Source organism: Serratia sp. NCCP-200, assembly GCF_059697885.1.
On sequence record NZ_BAAKUJ010000001.1, the window covers coordinates 489440 to 513147 of the forward strand.

The following is a 23708-nucleotide window of genomic DNA, read 5'->3' on the forward strand; positions in this document are numbered from 1 at the left end:
TATTATATATAGTCAAAATCAGACAGAATTTCGCGAAATCAAGACAACTTCACCATGGCCGAAACCCGTAATTATCCCACCGCAGACGTCGCTGCTCCGCGCACGCTGTTTTTCCGCTGCGAAGAAACCAATGCGGATACCGAATATCTGCCGCACAGCCACGACTGGGGGCAGCTGATCTGCGTCAAAACCGGGGTGATCGCGCTGAATATTGCCGGGCAGCGTTTTTTGGCTCCGCCGGAGTTCGCCGTCTGGTTGCCGCCGGGGATGGAGCATTCCAGCCATAACCGTAAACCGGTGCTGTTCCGCACCATCAATATCGCCAAATCCTTGTGCGCCGGGTTGCCAGAAGAGGCTTGTTTGATCAACGTCTCGCCGGTGTTCAGCGCCATTGTTGAAGATTGTCTGGGGCGCAAAATGCTGGAGCCCACTAGCGAAGAGGATCTGCGTCTTTGCCGGGTGCTGATCGACCAACTGCGGATTTCCCCGGTTCAACAGACCTATCTGCCGACCTCGCAAGACAAGTTTTTGGGGCCAGTGTTACAGGCGTTGGAACGTTGCCCAGCGGATAACACCTCATTGGCGGTGTGGGCCAGCAAGGTGTATACCACTGAGCGGACGCTTTCACGCCGTTGTCAGCAGGAACTGGGCATGTCGTTTAGCGAGTGGCGGCAGCGCCTGCGTTTTTTACATGCGCTCTCACTGCTCGAACAGGGGAAAACCGTGCAGGATGTGGCACTCGATGTGGGCTACAGCTCGGCTTCCGCGTTTATTGTGATGTTCCAGCAGATTGCAGGCACCACGCCAGAACGTTTCCGCCGGGCATGACAATCCCAACATGCCATCAACTGGCCCAGGTTACGTCGAACCGAACGTTCACATCACCACTCCAGGTGCCTGCCGGCAAGGTGCTGAAATCGGTCACTGGGGTCGTGCCATCAGCCGTCGCACCGATGATAGTGAAATCGAAGTGGTCTTGCGCACTGTGGCGACCAGGCTGCTTGTCAGCGTTGGCAAGTTTACTCAGGTTACCGCCTGACATACCGGCAGAAGTATCAATCAGGGTGGTTTGAGCGGTTTTTGTTATCGCAGCGCCGTGGTGTTTAACCCCCACTTCCAGGGTAGAACCGGAGGTGCCTAATTGAGTCAGGGTATTGGAAACCAGTTTGGCGGTCAGTTTAATCGCGGTTCCTTCGCCTTGGAGAGCCACGTCGAACACGCCTTGCTGGCTATTGAAGCGCTTTACGCCTTCAGCATATTGGAAATACAGGCTGCCAATGGGCGTAACGACCAATTGGCTGGCGGAGTCTTTTACCGCTATCGCAGGCCAGGTGGCCAATGCTTGTGTAGTCACGTCTTCAGCCTGAGCGGTGCCTACGGCTGTGAGTGTTGCAACGATCGCCAGAACAAGTGTCGCTTTTTTCATGGTTAACGCCCTTGATTTTCGATTTGTTTCAGCCCGTTAGCCTGTCGCTAACGCGAGGGTTCGCCTCCTTGCGTGATAATTATCGGAAAGAACTCAATAAAGCTTAGAAGAAAAACATCGTTATTTCACCGGGCATAACAAGCTTGGGTTTCCAAGCCATTCGGTGGCACACTATTTTGTAGTTACTGCTTACCTATACCCGTCGGAGAGTGACGTGAAGATACTGGTTGATGAAAATATGCCCTATGCGGTGGATTTGTTTAGCCGCTTGGGGGAAGTACAGGCCGTGCCTGGCCGCCCGATCCCAACCGATGCGCTGGCCGGAGCCGATGCCTTGATGGTGCGCTCGGTGACCAAAGTGAATCAGGAGCTGTTGGCTGGCACCAAGATTGGTTTTGTTGGCACCGCTACGGCGGGTACCGACCATGTGGACGAGGCGTGGTTGCAGCAGGCGGGGATTGGTTTCTCGGCCGCGCCTGGTTGTAATGCCATTGCGGTGGTGGAGTATGTGCTTTCGTCATTAATGCTGCTGGCGGAGCGCGATGGCTTCTCTTTGCGTGATAAAACCGTTGGGATAGTGGGGGTGGGTAACGTTGGCTCCCGGCTGGACGCTCGTCTGAAAGCCTTGGGCGTGCGTACGCTGCTGTGTGATCCACCGCGCGCCGATCGTGGGGACAGCGGCGAATTTTGGCCGTTGGAAAAGCTGGTGGCAGAGGCCGACGTGCTGACGTTCCATACCCCGTTAAACAAGACCGGCCCGTATAAATCGTTGCATCTGGCTAACGCGGATCTGCTGGATGCCTTGCCCGACGATCGTATTTTGATCAACGCCTGCCGTGGTGCCGTGGTACATAACGCCGCGTTGCTTAACGTGCTGGAGCGGGGTAAGCGATTGAGTACGGTACTGGACGTGTGGGAGCCGGAGCCGGATCTCAGCGTGCCGTTGCTGGATCGAGTGGATATCGGCACCGCCCATATCGCCGGTTACACGCTGGAAGGCAAGGCACGCGGCACCACGCAGGTGTTTGAAGCCTTTGCCCAGCATCTGGGGCAGCCGCAAACTATCGAGCTTGCCTCGCTGCTGCCGGTGCCAGAGTTCAGCGAAATCCGCCTCAATGGGCCGCTGGACGAAGGCAAGTTAAAACGATTGATGCACTTGGTGTATGATGTGCGCCGCGATGATGCGCCGCTGCGGCAGGTTGCCGGGCTGCCGGGTGAGTTCGATCGCCTGCGCAAGCATTATCAGGAACGCCGGGAATGGTCTTCACTGCGGGTGCAGTGCGATGACAGCGCCAGTGCGGAACTGCTGCACAAACTGGGCTTCGGCGTTCTGTAATAGGGCGAGCATAAGGTTGCCTTAAGGCAATTGGCGGTAAAGTTTATCGGGCGGTGACTGCATCGCCCGTTTGCATTTGAATCAAATACTCTGGAGAAACCCAATGTCTGACGGCTGGAATATCGCTGTGCTCGGTGCCACTGGCGCAGTAGGTGAAGCGTTGCTGGAATTGCTACAGGAACGCCAGTTCCCGGTGGGTGAACTCTTTCCTTTAGCCAGCGAGCGCAGTGCTGGCGCTACGGTGCGTTTCAACGGCAAATCCTTGCTGGTGGAAAACGTAGAAGAATTCGACTGGTCGCAGGCGCAACTGGCGTTTTTTGTTGCCGGTAGCGAAGCTGCGGCCCGTTACGCTGATGATGCGGGCAATATGGGCTGCCTGGTGATCGACACCAGCGGCCATTTTGCACTTGAGCCGGACGTGCCGTTGGTGGTGCCCGGTGTTAACCCTCAGGTGCTGGCGGATTACCGCAACCGCAATATCGTGGCGGTGGCCGACAGCATGGTGAGCCAGCTGTTGACGGCGATTAAACCGCTGACCGAACAGGCCGGGCTTTCCCGTCTGCACGTCACCACGCTGATGTCGGTTTCGGCACGCGGCAAGGTCGCGGTGGACGATCTGGCAGGCCAGAGTGCGCGTCTGCTGAACGGCATCCCCGCAGAGCCGGGTGTGTTCGCCAAACAACTGGCGTTTAACCTGCTGCCATTGATGACCGATGAACAGGGCAGCGTGCGTGAAGAGCGTCTGATCGTCGATCAGGTGCGTAAGGTGTTGCAGGATGAAGGGCTGCCGATTTCGGTAAGCTGCGTTCAGTCGCCGGTTTTCTACGGCCATGCGCAAGTTGTGCATCTGGAAGCGCTGCGTCCAATCGCGGCAGAGGAAGCTCGCCACGAGCTGGAGCAGGCTGAAGATATTCAACTGAGCGAAGAAGACGATTATCCGACTCAGGTTACCGAAGCTTCCGGCAGCGATATGCTGAGCATTGGCTGTCTGCGCAATGATTACGGTATCCCCGAGATGCTGCAGTTCTGGTCGGTGGCCGATAACGTGCGCTTTGGCGGCGCGTTGATGGCGATCGAAACCGCTGAACGGCTGTTGCAGGAGCAGATGTACTGATGTCCGAGGTGGAGTTGCCAACCCAGCCAATGCTGAAAATTGCGCTGGGGATTGAGTATGACGGTAGCCGTTATTACGGCTGGCAGCGTCAGCAAGAGGTTACCAGCGTCCAGGCTTGCCTGGAAAAAGCGTTAAGCAAGGTGGCGGATGCGCCGATCGGCGTATTCTGCGCCGGGCGCACCGATGCCGGAGTACACGCTACCGGGCAGGTGGTGCATTTCGAAACCGCCGCACAGCGTAAAGACGCCGCTTGGACGATGGGGGTGAACAGCCATTTGCCGCCGGATATCGCGGTACGCTGGGTGAAAGAGGTCAGCAGCGATTTTCATGCTCGCTTCAGCGCCACCGCGCGGCGGTATCGCTACATTATTTATAATCACCGCTATCGCCCGGCGGTCTTGCAACAGGGGGTGACGCACTTTTATCATCCGCTGGACGCCGATCGCATGCATCGTGCCGCGCAGGCCTTGCTGGGGGAAAACGACTTTACCTCATTCCGGGCGGTGCAATGCCAGTCACGCACACCGTGGCGAAACGTAAAACACGTTAAGGTTACGCGCTACGGCGAATATATCGTGGTAGATATAAAGGCCAACGCCTTTGTCCATCATATGGTGCGCAACATTGTTGGCAGCCTGATGGAGATTGGCTGTGGCAATCAGGATGAGAACTGGATGGGCGAGCTGTTGGCGCTCAAAGATCGCAGCCTGGCGGCCGCTACCGCACGGGCTGAAGGCCTGTATCTGGTCGCGGTTGATTATCCAGAGTCGTTTGCCTTACCCCGGCCACCGATGGGGCCGCTGTTTTTAGCCGACGATTAACTGGCAGGCTGGCAGATTAATGCGTTATTTACTGGTGCCAACGCCGGGTGAGAGAGACACCTGGTCAATTGAGAGTGTTTATGGACATCATCAAGTTTCTGATTGATTTTATTTTGCATATTGATGTGCACCTGGCCGAACTGGTCGCGCAATACGGTATGTGGGTTTACGGTATTCTGTTCCTGATCCTGTTTTGTGAAACCGGGCTGGTGGTGACGCCGTTCCTGCCGGGGGATTCTCTGCTGTTTGTCGCCGGTGCGCTGGCCGCGTTGCCTTCCAACGATCTCAACGTGCATACCATGGTGGCGTTGATGGTGATTGCGGCGGTGATTGGCGATGCCGTCAACTACACTATTGGTCGGCTGTTCGGCGAAAAGCTGTTCAGCAACCCGAACTCGAAAATTTTCCGTCGTAGCTATCTGGACAAAACCCACCAGTTCTACGAGAAACACGGCGGAAAAACCATTATTCTGGCGCGATTTGTGCCGATCGTGCGCACCTTTGCGCCGTTCGTGGCCGGTATGGGGCATATGTCCTATCGCCACTTTGCTGCCTATAACGTGATTGGTGCGCTACTTTGGGTGCTGCTGTTCACTTATGCTGGCTACCTGTTTGGCGACTTGCCGATCGTGCAGGAAAACTTGAAGTTGTTGATTGTTGGCATCATCCTGGTTTCAATTCTGCCGGGCATTATTGAAATCTGGCGCCATAAACGCGCGGCTGCCCGCCAACAAAAACAGTAAAAACACCGCTTAACCCGTCGGTTCGACCAGTTTTTTGTCCACACAATCGGGCCGATATGGTTTAATGAGCGACATTTATGGTCTGTTCCCGCGAACGACCCTGAAGCCAATGCCTTGGTAGCGCGCCAGTTGCGCTTAGCTCGGCATTTTTGCATGGGGTGTGTTGCGGGAGGATTGTTAAGGCATGAACAGCGGACGGGTGTCTGCCAGGTTCAAACAGAAAGGTCATCGATGAGCTGGATTGAACGAATTCTCAACAAAAGCAATGTTACGCAAACCCGTAAGGTGAGCATTCCTGAAGGGGTCTGGACCAAATGCGATAGCTGTGGTCAGGTCCTTTACCGTGCCGAATTGGAGCGTAACCTTGAGGTCTGCCCCAAGTGCGACCATCACATGCGCATGTCAGCCCGTATGCGTCTGCATACCTTGCTGGATGAAGGCAGTGAAGTGGAACTGGGCAGCGAACTGGAGCCGAAAGACGTTCTGAAGTTCAAGGATTCCAAAAAGTACAAAGATCGTCTGGTTGCCGCACAGAAAGCAACCGGCGAGAAAGACGCGCTGGTGGTGATGAAGGGCACGCTGTATGGCATGCCGATCGTTGCAGCCTCCTTCGAATTCGCCTTTATCGGCGGTTCGATGTCTTCCGTGGTCGGTGCGCGCTTTGTGCGTGCGGTTGAACAGGCGTTGGAAGATAACTGCCCGCTGGTATGCTTCTCTGCCAGTGGCGGTGCGCGTATGCAGGAAGCGCTGATGTCGCTGATGCAGATGGCGAAAACCAGCGCCGCGTTGGCCAAGCTGCAAGAGCGTGGCCTGCCGTATATTTCGGTACTGACCGATCCGACCATGGGTGGCGTATCTGCCAGCCTGGCGATGCTGGGCGATATCAACATTGCCGAGCCAAAAGCGCTGATCGGCTTTGCCGGGCCACGGGTTATCGAACAAACCGTGCGTGAAAAACTGCCGCCGGGCTTCCAGCGCAGCGAGTTCCTGATTGAAAAGGGCGCCATCGACATGATCGTGCGCCGTCCGGTGATGCGTCAGACCCTGGCCAGCATTCTGTCCAAGCTGACCAACCAACCGCAGCCGCATTTCGATGAGGCCGCGCCGGTCATCGCTCAGGAAAATCAGGCCGACGCCTGAGGAGCAGACAAAGACCCGGTATAGGTGCAAGCCTGCGCCGGGTTCCGCCGTCATTTTGTGGCTAAGTTGCGGCGGGAAACGAAGAGCATCGCTTTTGACATCGTCAGGGCGATGCGTCTTACGGATTTATGAACCCAAAGTCAGTGATGGGACTCATGCAAAACCACCAAATTCCCCAAGCCACGTCGCCATTGAGCTCGTGGCTTTACTATCTGGAACGTCTGCATAGCCAGGCGATCGAACTCGGCCTGGAGCGTGTACAACACGTTGCGGCGCACCTTGACCTTCTCACTCCTGCTCCTACGGTATTTACCGTTGCCGGTACTAACGGCAAAGGCACCACCTGCCGCACGTTAGAGGCCATTTTGCTGGCCGCCGGGCTACGGGTTGGGGTTTACAGTTCACCGCATCTGGTGCGTTACACCGAACGGGTGCGCATACAGGGTGAAGAGCTGAGTGAGGCTGAACACAGCCGCTCCTTTGCCGCGATTGAAGCTGGCCGGGGGGAAACCTCGCTGACCTATTTCGAATTTGGCACGCTTTCGGCGTTACAGCTGTTTAAGCAGGCCAGGCTCGACGTAGTGATCCTGGAGGTGGGCCTGGGTGGGCGTCTGGACGCGACCAATATCGTTGAGCCAAGCGTTGCCGTGGTGACCAGCATTGCCTTGGATCACACCGACTGGCTAGGCCACGATCGTGAAAGCATCGGCCGCGAGAAGGCGGGGATATTCCGTGGCGGCAAGCCTGCCGTGGTCGGTGAGCCGGATATGCCACATAGTATCCAGCAGGTAGCGGAAGATCTTAACGCTCAGCTGTACCGCCGTGATGAAGCCTGGTCGTTCAGCGAACAGGGCGAACGCTGGCAATGGGAAGGGGGGGGCACACGTCTGACCGATCTCCCTATGCCTAACGTCCCCTTGGCGAATGCGGCAACGGCATTGGCTGCGCTGCACTATTCGGTTCTGGAAATCGACGAGAAGGCCATTTTTGCCGGTCTACAACAGGCCGCTTTGCCAGGGCGTTTTCAGACCGTGCAGCAGAACCCGCAGCTGATCCTGGACGTTGCCCACAACCCTCATGCTGCGGCCTATCTGGCTGGGCGGCTGGCGAAACTCCCACGCAATGGCGGTGTAGTACGCGCGGTGGTGGGGATGCTGTCGGACAAAGACATTGCCGGTACGCTGGCCTGCCTGAGTGAACAGGTGGACGAGTGGTATTGTGCGCCGCTGGAAGGCCCGCGCGGAGCCAGCGTTGAGCTGCTGGCACAGTATTTAACGGAACCACGCAAATTTGCCGATGTCGAAACTGCCTGGCGTCAGGCTATGCAGGACGCAGATATTCAGGATATTGTGATCGTCTGTGGGTCTTTCCACACTGTTGCCCACGTGATGGCGGCGTTAGACGAGAGGCGGGGAGTGTGAGTGGCAAGTAAATTTCAGAATCGACTGGTTGGAACCGTGATTTTGGTTGCCCTGGGGGTGATTGTCCTGCCGGGGCTGCTTGACGGCAAAAAGAAGCATTATGAGGATGAGTTTGCGGCGATCCCGTTAGTGCCCAAACCGGGTGATGCTCATGAAATCGACGTGATCCCACCGGCCAATCAGGCGCTACCTTCGGTTCCACCTGAGGGGGCTGGTGCTTTGGTTGAACAGCAGCAGGCCGCCGCCGAGGCCTCCGCCCAGCAGGCGGCTAATCAAACGACTCAACCGCAGCAGCCTGCGGTTGTTGCTCCGCCGCCCATCGAAACCAAACCGGTTCAGCCAACTAAACCTAAACCGGTAGAGGTGAAGCCGGTGGAAGTGAAACCTAAGCCAGTGCCAACACCGCCAAAGGTAGAGCCAAAGCCGGAAGTGAAACCAGAGCCGAAGCCTGAAACCAAACCTGCGGTTGAAGAAAAGGCACCGGTTGGTCAGGCCTATGTGGTGCAGTTGGGGGCGTTGAAAAATGCTGCCAAGGTCAATGAGATCGTCGCTTCGCTGCGCCTGTCTGGGCACCGGGCTTATACCGTGCCTTCCACGCCGGTGCAGGGCGAGATCACCCGCATCTACGTTGGCCCTGATGCCTCGAAGCAGAAGCTGCAAGCTTCGCTGGCGGAGCTGAATGGGATCAGTGGGTTAAGCGGGCAGGTGAAGGCGTATAGCGCACGTTGATCCATTGGGGCTGCCATATGTATGCCCCTCACCCCGACCCTCTCCCACAGGGAGAGGGGGCGTTCCCTCAAGCATTGTGCGTAGAGGGGGAGGGGTTCTAATATTCTTGCTCACTTAATCCAAGGTTCGGGTAAGTTGGAATTGTGTCACAACCGCTAAGCGCGACTCGGACGATCCGCCTCTCTGTGGGAGAAGGTACGGGGGAGTTGGAATTGTGTCACAGCAGCTCACAGCGATTTGGACGATCCTTTCCCTGTGGGAGAAGGTACGGCGAAGTTGGAATTGTGTCACAACCGCTAAGCGCGACTCGGACGATCCTCTCCCTGTGGGAGAAGGTACGGGGGAGTTGGAATTGTGTCACAGCAGCTCACAGCGATTTGGACGATCCGCCTCCCTGTTGGAGAAGGTACGGCGAAGTTGGAATTGTGTCACAACCGCTAAGCGCGACTCGGACGATCCTCTCCCTGTGGGAGAAGGCACGGAGAAGTTGGAATTGTGTCACAGCAGCTCACAGCGATTTGGACGATCCGCCTCCCTGTTGGAGAAGGTACGGCGAAGTTGGAATTGTGTCACAACCGCTAACCGCGACTCGGACGATCCGTCTCTCTGTGGGAGAAGGCACGGGGGAGTTGGAATTGTGTCACAGCAGCTCACAGCGATTTGGACGATCCTTTCCCTGTGGGAGAAGGTACGGCGAAGTTGGAATTGTGTCACAACCGCTAACCGCGACTCGGACGATCCCCTCTCCCTGTGGGAGAGGGTTAGGGTGAGGGGCCAGTGCTCAAGGAGGAGGATTGCCAAATCACCACAAAAATTGTGCCTTTCAGGGGCCGGATATCCTATGTAGGCGCGGCGATTGGCAATTTTAAGATCGCCGTTTTTTATTTGTTACGTGGTGGGAAATCCGCTACGCAAACGTTTTCTTTTTCTGTTAGAATTCGCCGCGATTGGATGCAGGGGCGATTCATCATTGGAATAGTTCATGGTCTGGATTGATTACGTCATTATAGCGTTGATTGGATTTTCGGCTCTGGTGAGCCTGATCCGAGGTTTTGTTCGCGAAGCATTGTCACTTGTGACATGGGGATGTGCGTTCTTTGTTGCCAGCCATTTCTACCCATACCTTGCAGCCTACTTCACCCGTTTTGAAGATGAGCTGGTACGTAACGGCATTGCGATTGCCATTTTGTTTATCGCAACGCTGATTGTGGGCGCTATCGTTAACTATGTGATTGGGTCACTGGTAGAGAAAACCGGATTATCGGGCACCGATCGGGTGCTGGGCGTGTGTTTCGGCGCACTGCGCGGCGTGTTGATCGTGGCAGCGATACTGTTCTTCCTGGATACCTTTACCACCCTGTCGCAAAGTGCGGACTGGAAACAGTCACAGCTGATCCCCCAGTTCAGTTACATCATCAGATGGTTCTTTGACTATCTGCAAAGCACGTCGAGTTTCTTACCAACCCAATTACCGGGGCGGTAGCGGCTTAGAGGAAAAGACAACATGTGCGGTATTGTCGGTATCGCCGGTTTTATGCCGGTAAACCAGTCGATTTATGATGCATTGATGGTGCTCCAGCATCGTGGACAGGATGCCGCTGGCATCGTCACTATTGATGCCCATAATGGGTTCCGCCTGCGCAAGGCAAATGGTCTGGTGAAAGATGTATTTGAAGCCCGCCATATGCTGCGCCTGCAGGGCAACATGGGCATTGGCCATGTGCGTTACCCAACGGCTGGCAGCTCCAGCGCTTCAGAAGCTCAACCTTTCTATGTCAACTCGCCGTTCGGCATTACGCTGGCACACAACGGCAACCTGACCAACGCCCACGAACTGCGCCAACAGCTGTTTGAACGTGGCCGCCGTCATGTCAACACCACTTCCGATTCCGAGATCCTGCTGAACGTGCTGGCCACCGAGCTTGACCGTTTCCCGCATTATCCACTGGAGTCCGACAACATATTTACCGCCGTTGCCGCGATGCATCAGCAACTGCGTGGCGCTTACGCCTGCGTAGCCATGATTATCGGCCACGGTCTGGTGGCGTTCCGCGATCCCAACGGCATTCGCCCGCTGGTGATCGGCAAACGTGAGCTGGAAGATGGCCGCTGTGAGTACATGGTAGCCTCTGAGAGCGTGGCGCTGGATACCTTGGGCTTCGACTTCCTGCGCGATGTGGCGCCGGGTGAAGCGGTGTATATCACCGAAAAAGGCCAGTTGTTCACTCGCCAGTGCGCGGAGAACCCAAAAACCAATCCATGCCTGTTCGAGTATGTCTACTTTGCCCGTCCTGACTCCTTTATGGACAAGATCTCCGTCTACAGCGCCCGCGTGCGTATGGGGCAGAAATTGGGTGAGAAGATTGCGCGCGAATGGGAAGATCTGGATATCGACGTGGTGATCCCGATCCCGGAAACCTCTTGCGATATCGCGCTGGAGATTGCCCGTATTTTGGATAAGCCGTATCGCCAGGGCTTCGTCAAGAATCGCTATGTTGGCCGCACCTTCATCATGCCGGGCCAGCAGGCTCGCCGTAAGTCGGTACGCCGCAAACTGAACGCCAATCGTGCCGAATTCCGCGATAAGAACGTGCTGCTGGTTGATGACTCCATCGTCCGCGGTACCACTTCAGAGCAGATCGTAGAGATGGCGCGTGACGCCGGGGCCAAACGGGTTTATCTGGCTTCTGCCGCACCGGAGATCCGCTTCCCTAACGTTTACGGTATAGATATGCCGAGCGCAACGGAACTGATTGCCCATGGGCGTGAAGTGGACGAAATCCGCCAGATTATTGGTGCCGACGGCCTGATTTTCCAGGATCTGGATGACCTGATCGCCGCAGTGCGCGAAGAGAACCCGGACATCGCCCAGTTCGAATGCTCGGTGTTTAACGGCATCTACGTGACCAAAGACGTTGACCAGAGCTATCTGGAATATCTGGAAACGCTGCGTAATGACGATGCTAAAGCGTTGCGCGGCCAGACGGAAGCCGAAAATCTGGAAATGCATAACGAGGGCTAACGCCCACGTGCCTCACCAAAACGGTGCATCGTAGCGTTAGTTACGGTGCATTGTTTTATTCCCACCTTGAATCTACGAAGGTTTGCTGCCAAACCTGCCTCTATTCGGCTATCCTTACGGCATATTTCCCGACAAAGGCCAGCTTGATGAAAAGACTCATTATCGGTATTTCCGGCGCCAGCGGCGCTATCTACGGCGTGCGCTTATTGCAGGTGCTGCGTGGTGTAGAAGAGGTGGAAACCCACCTGGTAATGAGCAACGCGGCACGCCAGACGCTGGCGTTGGAAACCTCTCTGAGCCTGCGTGACGTTCAGGCCTTGGCCGATGTGGTGCACGATGCGCGTGATATTGCCGCCAGTATTTCCTCCGGATCGTTCAAAACCATGGGGATGGTGATTTTGCCATGCTCAATCAAAACCTTATCTGGCATCGTCAACAGTTACAGCGATGGGCTGCTGACTCGCGCCGCCGATGTGGTCCTCAAAGAGCGTCGGCCACTGGTGCTCTGCGTGCGTGAAACGCCGTTGCACCTGGGCCATCTGCGGCTGATGACCCAGGCCGCGGAGATGGGGGCGGTGATTATGCCGCCGGTACCGGCCTTCTACCATCGTCCGCAAACCGTTGATGATATTATCGATCAGACCGTTAATCGGGTTATCGACCAGTTTGACATCGAACTGCCGCAAGATCTCTTCACGCGTTGGCAAGGCATCAATTAACTATTTCACCCTCAAATTTATACATTTGTGCAACATCGCACTGATTTAGTGCGATTGATGCATCATAATGATCCTGCTTCCCCATGCACTCTGTTTCAGTAACTTGCTGGTTTTCCATGGCGAAGCCCGAGTTTGCCGTTCATTTTGTTGTTCGTTGCCTCTGGGAAGAGCTTTGAACAGAGCGTGGCCGTTCCCCGCGCTCGCTAATGACAAAGTGGCATGATTACTGCAGATCCTGTGTGTGATGAAAGTAATGCCCGTAGTGGCATCGGCAAAAATATCCATTTGAGGGTAATTATGAAAAAGCTTGTTAAAGTTCTCCCTTTAGTTTTGGCTTTGAGCGCGGTTAGCAGTGCATTCGCCGCATTACCTTCCACGCTGAAAATCGGTACCGACCCTACCTATGCGCCGTTTGAGTCGAAAAATGCGCAGGGCCAACTGGTTGGCTTCGATATCGATCTGGCCACCGAGCTGTGCAAACGCATAAACACCAAGTGTATCTTTGTGGAAAGCGATTTTGATGCGCTGATCCCCTCCCTGAAAGCGAAGAAAATCGACGCTATCATCTCTTCCCTGTCCATTACCGAAAAACGCCAGCAGGAAATTGCCTTTACCGACAAGCTGTTTGCGGCCAACTCACGCCTGATCGCACCGAAAGGCTCCAAGATCCTGCCAACCGTCGATGCGCTGAAGGGCAAGAGCATCGGCGTATTGCAGGGGACCACCCAGGAAGCTTTTGCTAACGCCAACTGGCAGCCAAAAGGCGTGACCGTGGTGCCTTATCAGAATCAGGATCTGGTGTATGCGGATCTGGCTTCCGGGCGTATTGACGCCGCGTTTCAAGATGAAGTAGCCGCGAGCGAAGGCTTCCTGAAACAGCCTCCAGGCAAAGAGTACGAGTTTGCCGGTGAATCAGTGAAGGACGATAAATTCTTTGGTGTCGGCACCGGTATGGGCCTGCGCAAGGATGAAACCGAGCTGAAAGCGGCGCTGGACAAAGCCTTTGCCGAAATGCGCAAAGATGGCACCTACGATAAGTTCGCGAAAAAATACTTCGACTTTGACGTTTACGGCGGCTAATTCCTGTCGGGTACTCTCTATGACAACAGGCCCGGTTTTCCGGGCCTGCTCTGGCTGGAGTGTCATGACGTGCTCAATGACGACAGGGTGACGTAAATGCTACAAGGTTACTCCCAACTGATATTTGAGGGGGCTCTGGTAACGCTTGAGCTGGCCCTCAGTTCCGTATTGCTGGCAGTGGTGATTGGTTTGATCGGCGCTGGCGGTAAACTTTCACAAAACCCTGTTATTTCGACGATCTTTGGTGCCTATACCACCTTGATCCGTGGCGTGCCGGACCTGGTGTTGATGCTGTTGATCTTCTACGGTCTGCAAATTGCCCTCAACCATGTAACCGAGTTTATTGGCTTCTCACAGATTGATATCGATCCCTTGGGGGCGGGCATCATTACCCTGGGCTTTATCTACGGAGCCTATTTTACCGAAACCTTCCGGGGAGCCTACCTGGCGGTGCCTCGTGGTCAGATCGAGGCGGCTACCGCCTTCGGTTTTTCCAACGGGCAGATTTTCCGCCGCATTCTGTTTCCGGCCATGATGCGCTTTGCGTTACCGGGCATCGGCAACAACTGGCAGGTGATCCTCAAGGCGACGGCCTTGGTCTCCATTCTTGGACTCAACGATCTGGTAAAGGCCACGCAGCTGGCAGGAAAGGGCACCTATCAGCCTTTCTTCTACGCCATTGTCGCAGGCTTGGTGTATCTGTTGTTCACCACGATTTCCAACGGTGTGTTGCTGTGGCTTGAGCGGCGTTATTCACTGGGCGTCAAAAGGGCCGAACTATGATCGATATCCTGCATCAGTATTGGCAGCAACTGCTGTGGACCGATGGCTATCGCTATACCGGTGTGGCGGTGACGCTGTGGTTGCTGATCTCTTCGGTGGTCATGGGCGGGCTGCTGGCCATCCCGATGGCGGTAGCTCGGGTATCTTCCATCCGCTGGGTACGCTACCCGGTGTGGCTGTATACCTATGTTTTCCGCGGTACGCCGCTGTACGTACAACTGTTGGTGTTTTATTCCGGTATGTACAGCCTGGAAATCGTGCGGGGTACTGAGCTGCTCAATGCGTTTTTCCGCAGCGGGATGAACTGCACCATATTGGCGCTAACGCTGAATACCTGTGCCTATACCACAGAGATTTTCGCCGGGGCCATTCGTTCGGTGCCGCATGGGGAAATTGAAGCGGCTAGGGCCTATGGGTTTTCTAGCTTTAAACTGTATCGCTGCATTATTTTGCCTTCGGCGCTGCGTTCGGCACTACCGGCGTACAGCAATGAAGTGATTCTGATGCTGCACTCGACCGCACTGGCCTTTACCGCCACGGTGCCGGACCTGTTAAAGGTGGCCCGCGATATCAACGCGGCGACCTACCAGCCGTTTTATGCCTTTGGCATTGCGGCCGTGCTGTATCTGATTATCTCCTATACGTTGATCAGCCTGTTCCGCAGGGCAGAAAAACGCTGGATGGCACACGTAACTCATCGATGAATGACGGGGATCCACCATGCCTGAACAAAAATTAGCCGTCACCGAACTGCACAAGCGTTATGGTGACCATGAAGTACTGAAAGGGGTCTCCCTGGCGGCCAATGCGGGCGATGTGATTAGCATTATCGGTTCTTCCGGCTCCGGTAAAAGTACCTTTCTGCGTTGTATCAACTTCCTGGAAAAGCCCAGTGAAGGCACCATCAGCCTGAATAATGAAAATATTCGCATGGTGCGCGACAAGGATGGCCAGCTTAGAGTCTTTGACAAGAAACAGCTGCAGTTGCTGCGTACCCGCCTGACCATGGTGTTTCAGCATTTCAACCTGTGGAGCCACATGACGGTGTTGGAGAATGTGATGGAAGCTCCAATCCAGGTATTGGGGCTGAGCAAGGCCGAGGCGCGCGAACGGGCGGTGCGCTATCTGGATAAGGTCGGCATTGATGCGCGGGCGCAAATCAAATACCCGGTGCACCTCTCCGGCGGGCAACAGCAACGTGTTTCCATTGCCCGGGCGTTGGCAATGGAGCCGGAAGTGCTGTTGTTCGATGAACCGACTTCGGCGCTGGATCCTGAACTGGTGGGCGAAGTGCTGCGCATTATGCAGAAATTGGCGGAAGAGGGGAAAACCATGGTGGTAGTGACGCACGAAATGGAGTTTGCGCGCCATGTCTCCAGCCACGTCATTTTCCTGCATCAGGGGCTGATTGAAGAGCAGGGGCCACCTGCGGAGTTGTTTGGTAACCCTAAGAGCCCGCGTTTGCAGCAGTTCCTTTCTGGAGCGCTGAAGTAGATATTTTACCCCTCACCCTAACCCTCTCCCACAGGGAGAGGGGACCGATCGAGTGAGCTGGAAATACGGTGATGTATCTTGGATGAGGGGCCAATCACGTGGGGTTATAAATACGGTGATTGTATCTTGGATAAGGGGGCGTTCGGGTTTGCTGAGATGACTTCTTTACTTCCAACAGAGCAGGGGCTAACACTAACAGCTCCCTCTCCTTATCGGATGGTTGCTGAGATGACCTCTTTACTTGTAACAAAGCACAGGCTAACAGCTCCCTCTCCCTGTGGGAGAGGGTTGGGGTGAGGGGTCAAGCCTGCTGATTGATCACATCATCCAGCGCTTGTTCCAGTTCAAAGAAACGGAAAACAAATCCCGCCTCTTCCAATCGTCTCGGCACCGCCCGTTGCCCCCCTAATACCAACACTGCCGCTTCACCCATCAGTAACCGCATGGCAAAGGCTGGCGCACGAAGAAACGCCGGGCGATCCAGCACCTTGGCCAGGGTGGCGGTGAACTGTTCATTATGCACCGGATAAGGTGCCACCATATTGAAGGGCCCACGCAGCGGAGGATTGTCCAACAGGTAAATGATGGCATTGACCATATCGTCGATATGGATCCAGGGCAGATATTGGCGGCCATTGCCGATCGGCCCGCCTAACCCCATACGGAATGGCGGTAGCATCTTCGCCAGCGCTCCCCCTTTGGGCGACAAGACAACGCCGGTACGCAACAGGCAAACGCGCGTGTAGCTACTTTGTGCCCGTAGGGCCAGAGCCTCCCAGCGTTGGCACAGCTGGTGGGTAAATTCATCGTGCGGAGGTTCTTCTTCTGTTACCACCGCCTGGCCCTGATCGCCGTAATAGCCGACCGCCGAGCCGGAAATCAGTACCGAAGGTGGCGTATTGCTGGCGGCGATGAGCGTGGCTAGTCGTTCGGTTAAATCCCAACGGCTGCGGCATAGCAGTTCTTTCTGCGCCTTGCTCCAGCGTTTGTCGGCAATGGGCTCACCCGCCAGGTTGATCACGGCATCAAAGCCGTCCAGAGAGCGTTGTTCATCAAGCGAAGCCCAGTAGCTGAGCCGATCGCCGAACTTATCCCGTGCCTTGGCGACGTTGCGCGTCAACAGGGTGATCTCATGCGAAAGGTGCAGCAGTTGCCTGGTCAGGCTACTGCCGATCAACCCAGTCGCGCCGGTAATCAGGATCTTCATGGTCGGCCTCCCTGGTAGGGTGAGTGCTAAGCGGTTTCCCGTCGGTAACTCATAGTCATGGAAACCGAGTCGGCATAACGTAGGGCCAGCAATTTATCTATCTCTACTTCAGCATAGGTTACCCATGGATGTTGTTTCACTATGTCGAGCACATCCTGAGTTAATTTTTCCAGTAGCGCGAAGCGGTTGTCTTCGATATGGCGAATGATCGCCTTGGTGATGGTGCGATAGTTGAGGGCATCGCTAATGTCTTCGCTGTTACGCGCCTTGTCCGCCGGGTAGTGGATCGCCACGTTGATCAGAACGTCCTGACGGTTGTTGATTTCTTCTTCCTTGATACCGATGAAGGTGCGTAACCGCAGGTTTTTAATACGGATAATGGCATCGGGTTGCTGGCATGGCATCAGAGATTCTCCGGAGGTCTGATTGTTTGTACTCAGAATACACGGAAAGTGAAGAAAAGATAATGTTGCCAGACGCTTAAAGAGAGCAACGCGGGGGAGATCACACCGGTTTCCCCTCTCCGATGTGTACACGATGCAAGAGAGGGGGGAGGGCCGCGTTAGGCTTGATCTGCCAATTTATAAGCGCGTTCCGTGGCCGGGCGGTTGCGGATGCGTTCGAACCAGTTGCGCACCGCCGGATAATCCGCCAGATCGATGCGCTGGCGTGGATGCGACACTACCCAGGGATAAGTCGCAATATCGGCAATGCTGTAGTTATCACCGCCCAGGTAAGGGTGCCGTTGCAACTCGGTTTCCAGTACGCCATACAGGCGTTTGGTTTCCTGCTGGTAGCGTTCTATCGCGTAGGGGACAGGTTGTGGTGCGTAGTGGTTGAAGTGATGATTTTGCCCAAGCATCGGCCCAAACCCGGCGACCTGCCAAAATAACCACTGTAGCGTTGCTGCCCGCTCGCGAACCCCCTTGCTGAGCAGCTTGCCGGTTTTCTCTGCCAGATATAGCAGGATCTCGCCTGACTCAAACAGGCTGATGGGGGCCCCACCGTCAACGGGTTGTTGATCAACGATGGCCGGGATTTTATTGTTGGGAGAAATGGCCAGAAACGCTGGTGTGAATTGATCGCCAGCACTGATATTTACGCGATGGATACGATAAGGTAAACCAACCTCCTCCAAAAGCAGGGTAATTTTGTGCCCATTGGGAGTCGGTGCGTAATACAGATCAATCATATGATAATACTCCTTATAAAACATCAAGATAAGATGAGCATAGATCGGTTGGTTCGCTTGAGGCTATGCGAACATCCGCATGGGCTTTATCGGCGGCCCTGTTGCGGATGCAGAGGGTACTGTTACAGCTTATACGATAGCGTGAGGTTCGATCCAGGCTTTGGTCATGCGGAGTATCGCAGATGGGGGGAGGGCACCTGAAGGGCCAACAATAATGGGCAAAATGTCCTCCCATTTGTGAAAGAAGAAAAGCCCTACTACTCTAACTGATATCCCGTTGGAGTAATCCTCCGTGACATTAAAACCTCTAGTTGTGTGGGTTAATGTTACCTTTCAACTGTTATTGCCGTTGAGCCTTTCCTTTGCCCCAGTAATAGCAAAAATGCTTGCCCCAGCTCCTCTAACCAAGCCTGTTACGCTGTATGAAACCGAGCCATATACCTTGTCAGCAGGTGAAACCGTCTATAGCGTTGCCAAAAAACAGCGTATTACGTTGGATGAGCTAAAAAAGGTTAATCAGTTTCGCTCATTTTCAAAACCGTTCAATCAACTGGGGAGCGGCGATGAAATTGATATCCCGACCGCAGCATCATTACGCTTGAAAAACCAGCAAGCAGAAGCTTCCCCAGCGGTACCCCCTCCTCAACATAATGAGAGGCTGGCACATGGCCTGTTAAAGGGGACCACACTGTTAGCCGATGATAACACTCCGTTGGCAGCGGCTGGCATGGCGCGTTCGATGGTGGTGGGTGAAATCAATGATTCGGCACAACATTGGCTGAGTTCGTATGGCACGGCGCGCGTTCAACTTAATCTTAATGATGACTTCAGCCTGGAAGGGAGCTCGGTAGATCTTCTGGTGCCGCTTTATGATGATAAGAAATCGCTTTTATTCAGCCAGTTAGGGATGAGAAACCAAGACAGCCGCAATACCGTCAATCTCGGGGCGGGCGTTCGGACTGTGCAAGATAATTGGATGTATGGTGTTAACGCTTTTTTTGATCGTGACATGACGGGTAAGAACGACCGCGTAGGCTTTGGGGTTGAAGCCTGGACCGATTACCTGAAGCTGTCGGCTAACAGCTATCTGGCTCTCACCGATTGGCATCAATCCCGGGATTTTGCCGATTACAATGAGCGCCCTGCCAATGGTTATGACCTGCGGGCAGAGGCTTATTTGCCCGCTTATCCTCAGTTGGGCGGAAAGTTGATGTTTGAGCAGTACCGGGGTGACGAAGTGGCATTGTTTGGCAAAGATGACCGGCAGAAAAATCCCTATGCGATCACTGCGGGGATCACCTATACGCCGATCCCCCTGATCACTATCGGGGCAGAGCACCGTGCTGGCAAAGGTAGCCGTAACGATAGCAACATCAGTATGCAACTCAACTACCGTCTGGGAGAATCCTGGCAGGCGCAAATTGATCCCTCTGCGGTGGCAGCAAGCCGTACTCTGGCCGGTAGCCGTTATGATCTGGTGGAGCGTAATAACCAGATTGTGCTGGAGTACCAGAAACAGACGTTAATCCAATTGGCATTGCCGGATCAAATGACCGGCAGTGCCTTTGAAACTATCAAAGTGGATGCGCAGGTAACGGCGAAATATGGGCTTGAACGTATCGATTGGGATAGCACATCCTTAGTGGCAGCCGGAGGGAAGGTAATACAAACGTCTTCACAAAGCATTTCGCTAAAGTTACCCCCTTTTATGGCTGGCAATAATAATTACACGTTAGCTGCCGTGGCTTATGATAATCAGGGCAATGCTTCAAACCGCAGTACCACGCAAATCGTTGTTACCCAACAAAATGTCAGCAGAGTCAATTCCAACATCCAGGCTTCCCCGGCCGAAATACCTGCTGATGGCGCTGCCAAAAGCGTGATTACCTTGAATTTAAAAGACCTTAACAATTTTCCGGTTCAGGGAATGGGGGACCAACTGACTGCGGATTTGCAATTTACACCGAATATGGGGGCAGCTCAGCCTATCAGTAACCCGCTGTTGAGTGCCGTTACCGAGACTGCTCCGGGGGTCTACACCTATCAGTTAACGGCAGGGTTCTCCCAGGGAGAAGCTATTATTGCTCCAACCCTTAATGATATCTCTCTGGCTTCAGCTAAAGTTAATTTAATCGCGAGTAGTCAGGTATTGAGCCTGGAAAACTCCCTTTTTAGCGTAGAACCGGCAGAAATTATTGCTGATGGTTTACAGACCAGTACGTTGGAGTTTACCGCCCAGGATACCAATCACCAGCCGATTAATGGGTTAACGGTGGCCTTTGAGGTTACGGGCATTCCCGAAGTTACTCTGAGCGCGGTAACGGAAAATAACGGCGTGTACAGCGCCAAACTGAGTGGAACAGTCGCAGGCACGGTAACCGTAGTTCCTACGGTAAATGGTGCCGCCGTGGAGATGAAGTCTCACGACGTGGTGCTCACCGCCGATCGCAGCGCTGCCACCATTGAGCTGAGGGTGATTAGCGATCATGCATACGCTAATGGCGTTGATGTTAATAAGGTTGAAGCAAGGGTAACCGATAGCCATGGCAATCCTATCGATGCTACCGCAGTGGAGTTTGAGGTAGACAATGGTGCGACGGTCCTGTCCCCTACGGCCAGAACAGATAATGAGGGGCTGGTGACGGTGGAGCTTGCCAATGTTAACGCTGGAGTCGTCACGGTTACCGCCTCTATTGGTGACTACCAGGTGAGTACAGAGATCTCTTTTGTGCCAGAAACACCCGTCAAATTGTTGATATACAGCAACAGCACCGAGCTGACTGGGCATCCTGTCGTTGGGGATAACCTTCTGGCCGTTGCAATGTGTTCAATTGCCTTGTGTAACGGAATACCAATGAATTATCAGTGGGAAGTGGAGTCATCTGCAGGTTCGGGGGTCTTTGTCGCCATTCCTGGTGCAACCTCAGAAACATTGACGGTGACAGCAAACTTACAGAAACGGGCTATTCGAGTGGTATCGCATTAACACCGGGGTTTTATCATTATTCCAGGCAGGTCTGGAAGATGATTCAAACATTGATTTTGAGTACAGCAGAGGAAAGAAAACAATGAATAACAAAATTGGCTCATGCAGAGGGCTGGTTCCTCTGCTATCGGGAATGTTGCTCAGCATGCTGATAGTCGGTTCTGCCTGGTCGGCGGTGACCTCCAGCCCGACGTCCACCGTAAGAGGGCGGGCCCCGGTAGTGACGCAGAGCACCATCGTTTCTGACAATGCCAGTGGCAACGGCTTGATCGATATCGGTGATACCTTGAGTATCGGTACCGCAGGGGCGTTCAGCGATGCGGATGGTGATGCGGCGATACCGGAAACCTACCAATGGCAGGCTGATGGTGCAGATATTGCAGGGGCTACCGGCAACACCTACACCATTGTTGCCGGAGACTTGGGCAAAGCCATTACCGTGCTAGTGACTCCGCACACCGACCCGGCCATTACCGATCCGGCCATTGGTTTAGTGGTTCCTTCCAATACCTTGACCGTTATTGCTGGTGGGACAGTCACCGGTGTGACGGTTACCGGTGAAGTTGGTGGCTATCCACAGGTTGATTCTACTCTGACTGCGACAGCAACCTGTGCGGGGGGAACCTGTACTGGCCTGACCTACCAGTGGCAGCTTGAAACTGGCCAGGGAACAAATACTTACAGCAACATAAGCGGGGCAACCAGCAGCACCTATACTCCAGTGCGGACAGACCAGAGACTGAGAGTCCAGGTTGTTGTCAGCAACCCTGCGGCTCAGTAATCAAGAGTCAGCCCAGGCATGCTTAAGGTGTGCCTGGGCCAGTTGGTTTAACCAATCAGTATGATGGATACGCTGGATGTTGCATCGCAATAATATCTTTAAGGTTTTTGTATTCAGGATATTACTGGTTCTGATCGTCATGATGAGCCAGGTGGTGCAGGCTGTCCAGCAATCTACCCAGCCAGTTCACGGGCGAGCACCGACCACCACGCTCTCGGTAGACAACGCCAAGCCGCGGGCCGGGGAGGTCATTACCGTGACATCGTCCTTCAATGATGTGGATGGCGATACGGAACAGGGAACGACCTACCAGTGGATGTTGGACGGTGCTGCCATTAATGGGGCAACCAGCCCGAGTTATACTCTGGAGCTCAGCGACATCCTGGCGGGCAGTGAGTTGAACGTGATCGTAACCCCTCAAACCAATCCCGATATTACCATTCCAAGTGAAGGACTGCCGGTTCAGCTAGCTAGCCCTATCAATATCAAGTGGCAGCGGATGCTTTCCAGCCTGGTATGGGCCGAGTCTCCCCTGGGGGCGGTTGCCGATGGGCTGGCGGTGAACACCGTACATGCTACCGTTCAATATCTGGATGGCACGCCTGTTGTGGGGGCAACGGTGCTTTTCGATGCCGATAATACGGGCGCGATTTCGGCTAGTGCGCAAACTGGAATTGGGGGGGAGGCAACGGCTTATGTGACGAATGTGATCGCCGGTACCACTCAGGTAACAGCCAGGATTGATGATGATGTTCAGTCGGTCAATACGCTGTTTGTTGCTGGCCCAGTGGAGGTTGTACATGCGGAAGTCACCCAGGACAATGCGCTGGCCAATGGCATTGACGATAATAATGTGCTGGTCTATGTCGAAGACCGCCATGGCAACAGTATTGAGGGTGAAACGGTAAACTTCACCGCGACCAACGGCGTAACGCTGCTGGCTACCAGTGGCGTGACGGATAGCAACGGTGAGGTAAAAATAGTCCTGACCAGTGATACTGCCGTCAATAGTGATGTCACCGCTACCACCGCCAATGGTATTTCAGCTACCGTCAACGTTGCGTTTTTTGCTGACGTGCAGATGACGCATATCTTGGCCAACGGCGCCTCTTTCTCGGCTGATGATGGCTTCCCTAAAACAGGCTTTACCGGTGCGGAATTTCAGTTGGTGGTTGGCGAGGATCCTGCCGGGAACAGTTCCTATAGCTGGAGTAGCGACCAGAGCTGGGCCAGTGTGGATGGCAGCGGTAATGTGAGATTTAATCAAGAACCTACATCGGCTAATAATCGGGTCACCATTACGGCCGAACATACAGGCAATGGCTCAACGTTAACCTATCAATTTACCGTCAACCGCTGGTTCAGAAATAATAGCTACTTCCTTATGGAACCCAGTGAGGCTGCCGCTTGGTGCAGTTCCCAAGGGGGTGGCTACGCGGTGCCGAGCTATAGTGAGATGACAGACCGAACCCCGATAGCCCAGACCGGGGCCAACCGGGATGCCAATGCCAGATTATGGAATGAATGGGGCAGTATGAGTCGATACTCTAGCGGTTGGTTTGCGGGTAACTATTGGGTGAGGGAGCTTACCGCTGCCGGTAACGAACGGCATTATGTTTACCTGGGGAACGGTAATTTATTCAGTTTCCCGTTAGACGGCGTAACCTATGTGACTTGCTCAACCTCTCTATAGGCGAATGTGGCAAAGGCAGCA

22 protein-coding genes are annotated in these 23708 nt (G+C 54.4%); 18 read left to right on the forward strand and 4 right to left on the reverse strand.

Translation table 11 applies throughout. The features are described 5' to 3' along the window. The first annotated feature begins 54 nt into the window (after positions 1-54). Positions 55-828, forward strand: a complete 774-nt coding sequence (locus AC6HVW_RS02300) for an AraC family transcriptional regulator (protein ID WP_024485605.1) — start codon at positions 55-57, stop codon at positions 826-828. A 16-nt stretch (positions 829-844) separates the two neighbouring features. Here the strand turns inward: AC6HVW_RS02300 and ecpA are convergent, their stop codons facing one another. Beyond that, positions 845-1426: a common pilus major fimbrillin subunit EcpA gene (gene ecpA, locus AC6HVW_RS02305; protein WP_186486572.1), complete on the reverse strand. Its 582-nt coding sequence runs from the start codon at positions 1424-1426 to the stop codon at positions 845-847. Between the two features lie 214 nt (positions 1427-1640). Between ecpA and pdxB the strand changes: the two genes are divergently transcribed. The 14 genes from pdxB to hisP all read left to right on the forward strand — a co-directional run bounded on the left by pdxB (position 1641) and on the right by hisP (position 15828). After that, the gene (gene pdxB, locus AC6HVW_RS02310; RefSeq protein ID WP_071684063.1) at positions 1641-2762 is read left to right on the forward strand and encodes a 4-phosphoerythronate dehydrogenase PdxB; all 1122 of its coding nucleotides are present in this window, start codon (positions 1641-1643) and stop codon (positions 2760-2762) included. Positions 2763-2865: 103 nt separating this feature from the next. Next, positions 2866-3876 (forward strand): aspartate-semialdehyde dehydrogenase, encoded by a 1011-nt coding sequence (locus AC6HVW_RS02315; RefSeq protein WP_024485602.1) that lies wholly within the window; start codon positions 2866-2868, stop codon positions 3874-3876. After that, positions 3876-4697: a tRNA pseudouridine(38-40) synthase TruA gene (gene truA / locus AC6HVW_RS02320; RefSeq protein ID WP_059201335.1), complete on the forward strand. Its 822-nt coding sequence runs from the start codon at positions 3876-3878 to the stop codon at positions 4695-4697. Before AC6HVW_RS02315 ends, truA begins: the two co-directional genes overlap by 1 nt. A gap of 80 nt (positions 4698-4777) precedes the next feature. Then, entirely contained in the window at positions 4778-5440 is a 663-nt protein-coding gene (locus AC6HVW_RS02325) for a DedA family protein (RefSeq protein ID WP_024485601.1), read from the forward strand. A gap of 231 nt (positions 5441-5671) precedes the next feature. Beyond that, positions 5672-6580: an acetyl-CoA carboxylase, carboxyltransferase subunit beta gene (gene accD, locus AC6HVW_RS02330; RefSeq protein WP_021178576.1), complete on the forward strand. Its 909-nt coding sequence runs from the start codon at positions 5672-5674 to the stop codon at positions 6578-6580. 155 nt (positions 6581-6735) lie between these two features. Continuing rightward, the gene (gene folC, locus AC6HVW_RS02335; RefSeq protein ID WP_071684062.1) at positions 6736-8001 is read left to right on the forward strand and encodes a bifunctional tetrahydrofolate synthase/dihydrofolate synthase; all 1266 of its coding nucleotides are present in this window, start codon (positions 6736-6738) and stop codon (positions 7999-8001) included. Next, positions 8002-8730, forward strand: coding sequence for a cell division protein DedD (dedD, locus tag AC6HVW_RS02340; RefSeq protein WP_039995290.1), 729 nt, complete (start codon positions 8002-8004; stop codon positions 8728-8730). Positions 8731-9712: 982 nt separating this feature from the next. After that, positions 9713-10213 carry a colicin V production protein gene (gene cvpA, locus AC6HVW_RS02345; RefSeq protein ID WP_024485212.1) on the forward strand — a complete coding sequence of 167 codons (501 nt, stop codon included), beginning with the start codon at positions 9713-9715 and terminating at the stop codon, positions 10211-10213. A gap of 21 nt (positions 10214-10234) precedes the next feature. Beyond that, on the forward strand, positions 10235-11752 hold the full coding sequence (gene purF, locus AC6HVW_RS02350; RefSeq protein ID WP_021178572.1) for an amidophosphoribosyltransferase: 1518 nt from the start codon (positions 10235-10237) through the stop codon (positions 11750-11752). Between the two features lie 146 nt (positions 11753-11898). Beyond that, entirely contained in the window at positions 11899-12471 is a 573-nt protein-coding gene (locus AC6HVW_RS02355) for a UbiX family flavin prenyltransferase (protein WP_071684061.1), read from the forward strand. Between the two features lie 297 nt (positions 12472-12768). Next, positions 12769-13551, forward strand: a complete 783-nt coding sequence (hisJ, locus tag AC6HVW_RS02360) for a histidine ABC transporter substrate-binding protein HisJ (protein ID WP_024485210.1) — start codon at positions 12769-12771, stop codon at positions 13549-13551. 96 nt (positions 13552-13647) lie between these two features. Continuing rightward, the gene (locus tag AC6HVW_RS02365; RefSeq protein WP_021178569.1) at positions 13648-14334 is read left to right on the forward strand and encodes a histidine ABC transporter permease HisQ; all 687 of its coding nucleotides are present in this window, start codon (positions 13648-13650) and stop codon (positions 14332-14334) included. After that, a complete protein-coding gene (locus tag AC6HVW_RS02370) occupies positions 14331-15038 on the forward strand; it encodes an ABC transporter permease (protein WP_021806023.1) in 708 nt (235 codons plus the stop codon). Before AC6HVW_RS02365 ends, AC6HVW_RS02370 begins: the two co-directional genes overlap by 4 nt. Positions 15039-15054: 16 nt before the next feature. Continuing rightward, positions 15055-15828 (forward strand): histidine ABC transporter ATP-binding protein HisP, encoded by a 774-nt coding sequence (hisP, locus tag AC6HVW_RS02375; RefSeq protein ID WP_024485208.1) that lies wholly within the window; start codon positions 15055-15057, stop codon positions 15826-15828. A 301-nt stretch (positions 15829-16129) separates the two neighbouring features. On the opposite strand, the gene AC6HVW_RS02380 is transcribed toward hisP, so the two are convergent. The 3 genes from AC6HVW_RS02380 to yfcG all read right to left on the reverse strand — a co-directional run bounded on the left by AC6HVW_RS02380 (position 16130) and on the right by yfcG (position 18227). Next, positions 16130-17035 carry a TIGR01777 family oxidoreductase gene (locus AC6HVW_RS02380; RefSeq protein WP_071684059.1) on the reverse strand — a complete coding sequence of 302 codons (906 nt, stop codon included), beginning with the start codon at positions 17033-17035 and terminating at the stop codon, positions 16130-16132. 26 nt (positions 17036-17061) lie between these two features. Next, positions 17062-17439, reverse strand: coding sequence for a dihydroneopterin triphosphate 2'-epimerase (folX, locus tag AC6HVW_RS02385; protein WP_021178565.1), 378 nt, complete (start codon positions 17437-17439; stop codon positions 17062-17064). 158 nt (positions 17440-17597) lie between these two features. Then, complete coding sequence (gene yfcG, locus AC6HVW_RS02390) at positions 17598-18227, reverse strand: GSH-dependent disulfide bond oxidoreductase (RefSeq protein WP_021806021.1); 630 nt, start codon at positions 18225-18227, stop codon at positions 17598-17600. Positions 18228-18519: 292 nt separating this feature from the next. Between yfcG and AC6HVW_RS02395 the strand changes: the two genes are divergently transcribed. The 3 genes from AC6HVW_RS02395 (at position 18520) to AC6HVW_RS02405 (ending at position 23687) form a co-directional block, all read left to right on the forward strand. After that, positions 18520-21213, forward strand: a complete 2694-nt coding sequence (locus tag AC6HVW_RS02395) for a ZirU family protein (RefSeq protein ID WP_315901738.1) — start codon at positions 18520-18522, stop codon at positions 21211-21213. A gap of 82 nt (positions 21214-21295) precedes the next feature. Continuing rightward, complete coding sequence (locus tag AC6HVW_RS02400; protein ID WP_261397448.1) at positions 21296-21994, forward strand: ZirU family protein; 699 nt, start codon at positions 21296-21298, stop codon at positions 21992-21994. A gap of 76 nt (positions 21995-22070) precedes the next feature. After that, positions 22071-23687: an Ig-like domain-containing protein gene (locus tag AC6HVW_RS02405; RefSeq protein ID WP_071684058.1), complete on the forward strand. Its 1617-nt coding sequence runs from the start codon at positions 22071-22073 to the stop codon at positions 23685-23687. Positions 23688-23708 lie beyond the last annotated feature (21 nt).

Bases quoted from the DNA above. Each gene is read 5' to 3' on its own strand.
- AC6HVW_RS02355 (WP_071684061.1), top strand. From the start codon at position 11,899: ATGAAAAGACTCATTATCGGTATTTCCGGCGCCAGCGGCGCTATCTAC.
- ecpA (WP_186486572.1), bottom strand. From the start codon at position 1,426: ATGAAAAAAGCGACACTTGTTCTGGCGATCGTTGCAACACTCACAGCC.
- hisJ (WP_024485210.1), top strand. From the start codon at position 12,769: ATGAAAAAGCTTGTTAAAGTTCTCCCTTTAGTTTTGGCTTTGAGCGCG.
- AC6HVW_RS02315 (WP_024485602.1), top strand. From the start codon at position 2,866: ATGTCTGACGGCTGGAATATCGCTGTGCTCGGTGCCACTGGCGCAGTA.
- hisP (WP_024485208.1), top strand. From the start codon at position 15,055: ATGCCTGAACAAAAATTAGCCGTCACCGAACTGCACAAGCGTTATGGT.
- truA (WP_059201335.1), top strand. From the start codon at position 3,876: ATGTCCGAGGTGGAGTTGCCAACCCAGCCAATGCTGAAAATTGCGCTG.
- accD (WP_021178576.1), top strand. From the start codon at position 5,672: ATGAGCTGGATTGAACGAATTCTCAACAAAAGCAATGTTACGCAAACC.
- cvpA (WP_024485212.1), top strand. From the start codon at position 9,713: ATGGTCTGGATTGATTACGTCATTATAGCGTTGATTGGATTTTCGGCT.
- AC6HVW_RS02300 (WP_024485605.1), top strand. From the start codon at position 55: ATGGCCGAAACCCGTAATTATCCCACCGCAGACGTCGCTGCTCCGCGC.
- AC6HVW_RS02405 (WP_071684058.1), top strand. From the start codon at position 22,071: ATGTTGCATCGCAATAATATCTTTAAGGTTTTTGTATTCAGGATATTA.
- AC6HVW_RS02400 (WP_261397448.1), top strand. From the start codon at position 21,296: ATGAATAACAAAATTGGCTCATGCAGAGGGCTGGTTCCTCTGCTATCG.
- folX (WP_021178565.1), bottom strand. From the start codon at position 17,439: ATGCCATGCCAGCAACCCGATGCCATTATCCGTATTAAAAACCTGCGG.
- purF (WP_021178572.1), top strand. From the start codon at position 10,235: ATGTGCGGTATTGTCGGTATCGCCGGTTTTATGCCGGTAAACCAGTCG.
- AC6HVW_RS02365 (WP_021178569.1), top strand. From the start codon at position 13,648: ATGCTACAAGGTTACTCCCAACTGATATTTGAGGGGGCTCTGGTAACG.
- yfcG (WP_021806021.1), bottom strand. From the start codon at position 18,227: ATGATTGATCTGTATTACGCACCGACTCCCAATGGGCACAAAATTACC.
- AC6HVW_RS02325 (WP_024485601.1), top strand. From the start codon at position 4,778: ATGGACATCATCAAGTTTCTGATTGATTTTATTTTGCATATTGATGTG.
- folC (WP_071684062.1), top strand. From the start codon at position 6,736: ATGCAAAACCACCAAATTCCCCAAGCCACGTCGCCATTGAGCTCGTGG.
- AC6HVW_RS02370 (WP_021806023.1), top strand. From the start codon at position 14,331: ATGATCGATATCCTGCATCAGTATTGGCAGCAACTGCTGTGGACCGAT.
- AC6HVW_RS02380 (WP_071684059.1), bottom strand. From the start codon at position 17,035: ATGAAGATCCTGATTACCGGCGCGACTGGGTTGATCGGCAGTAGCCTG.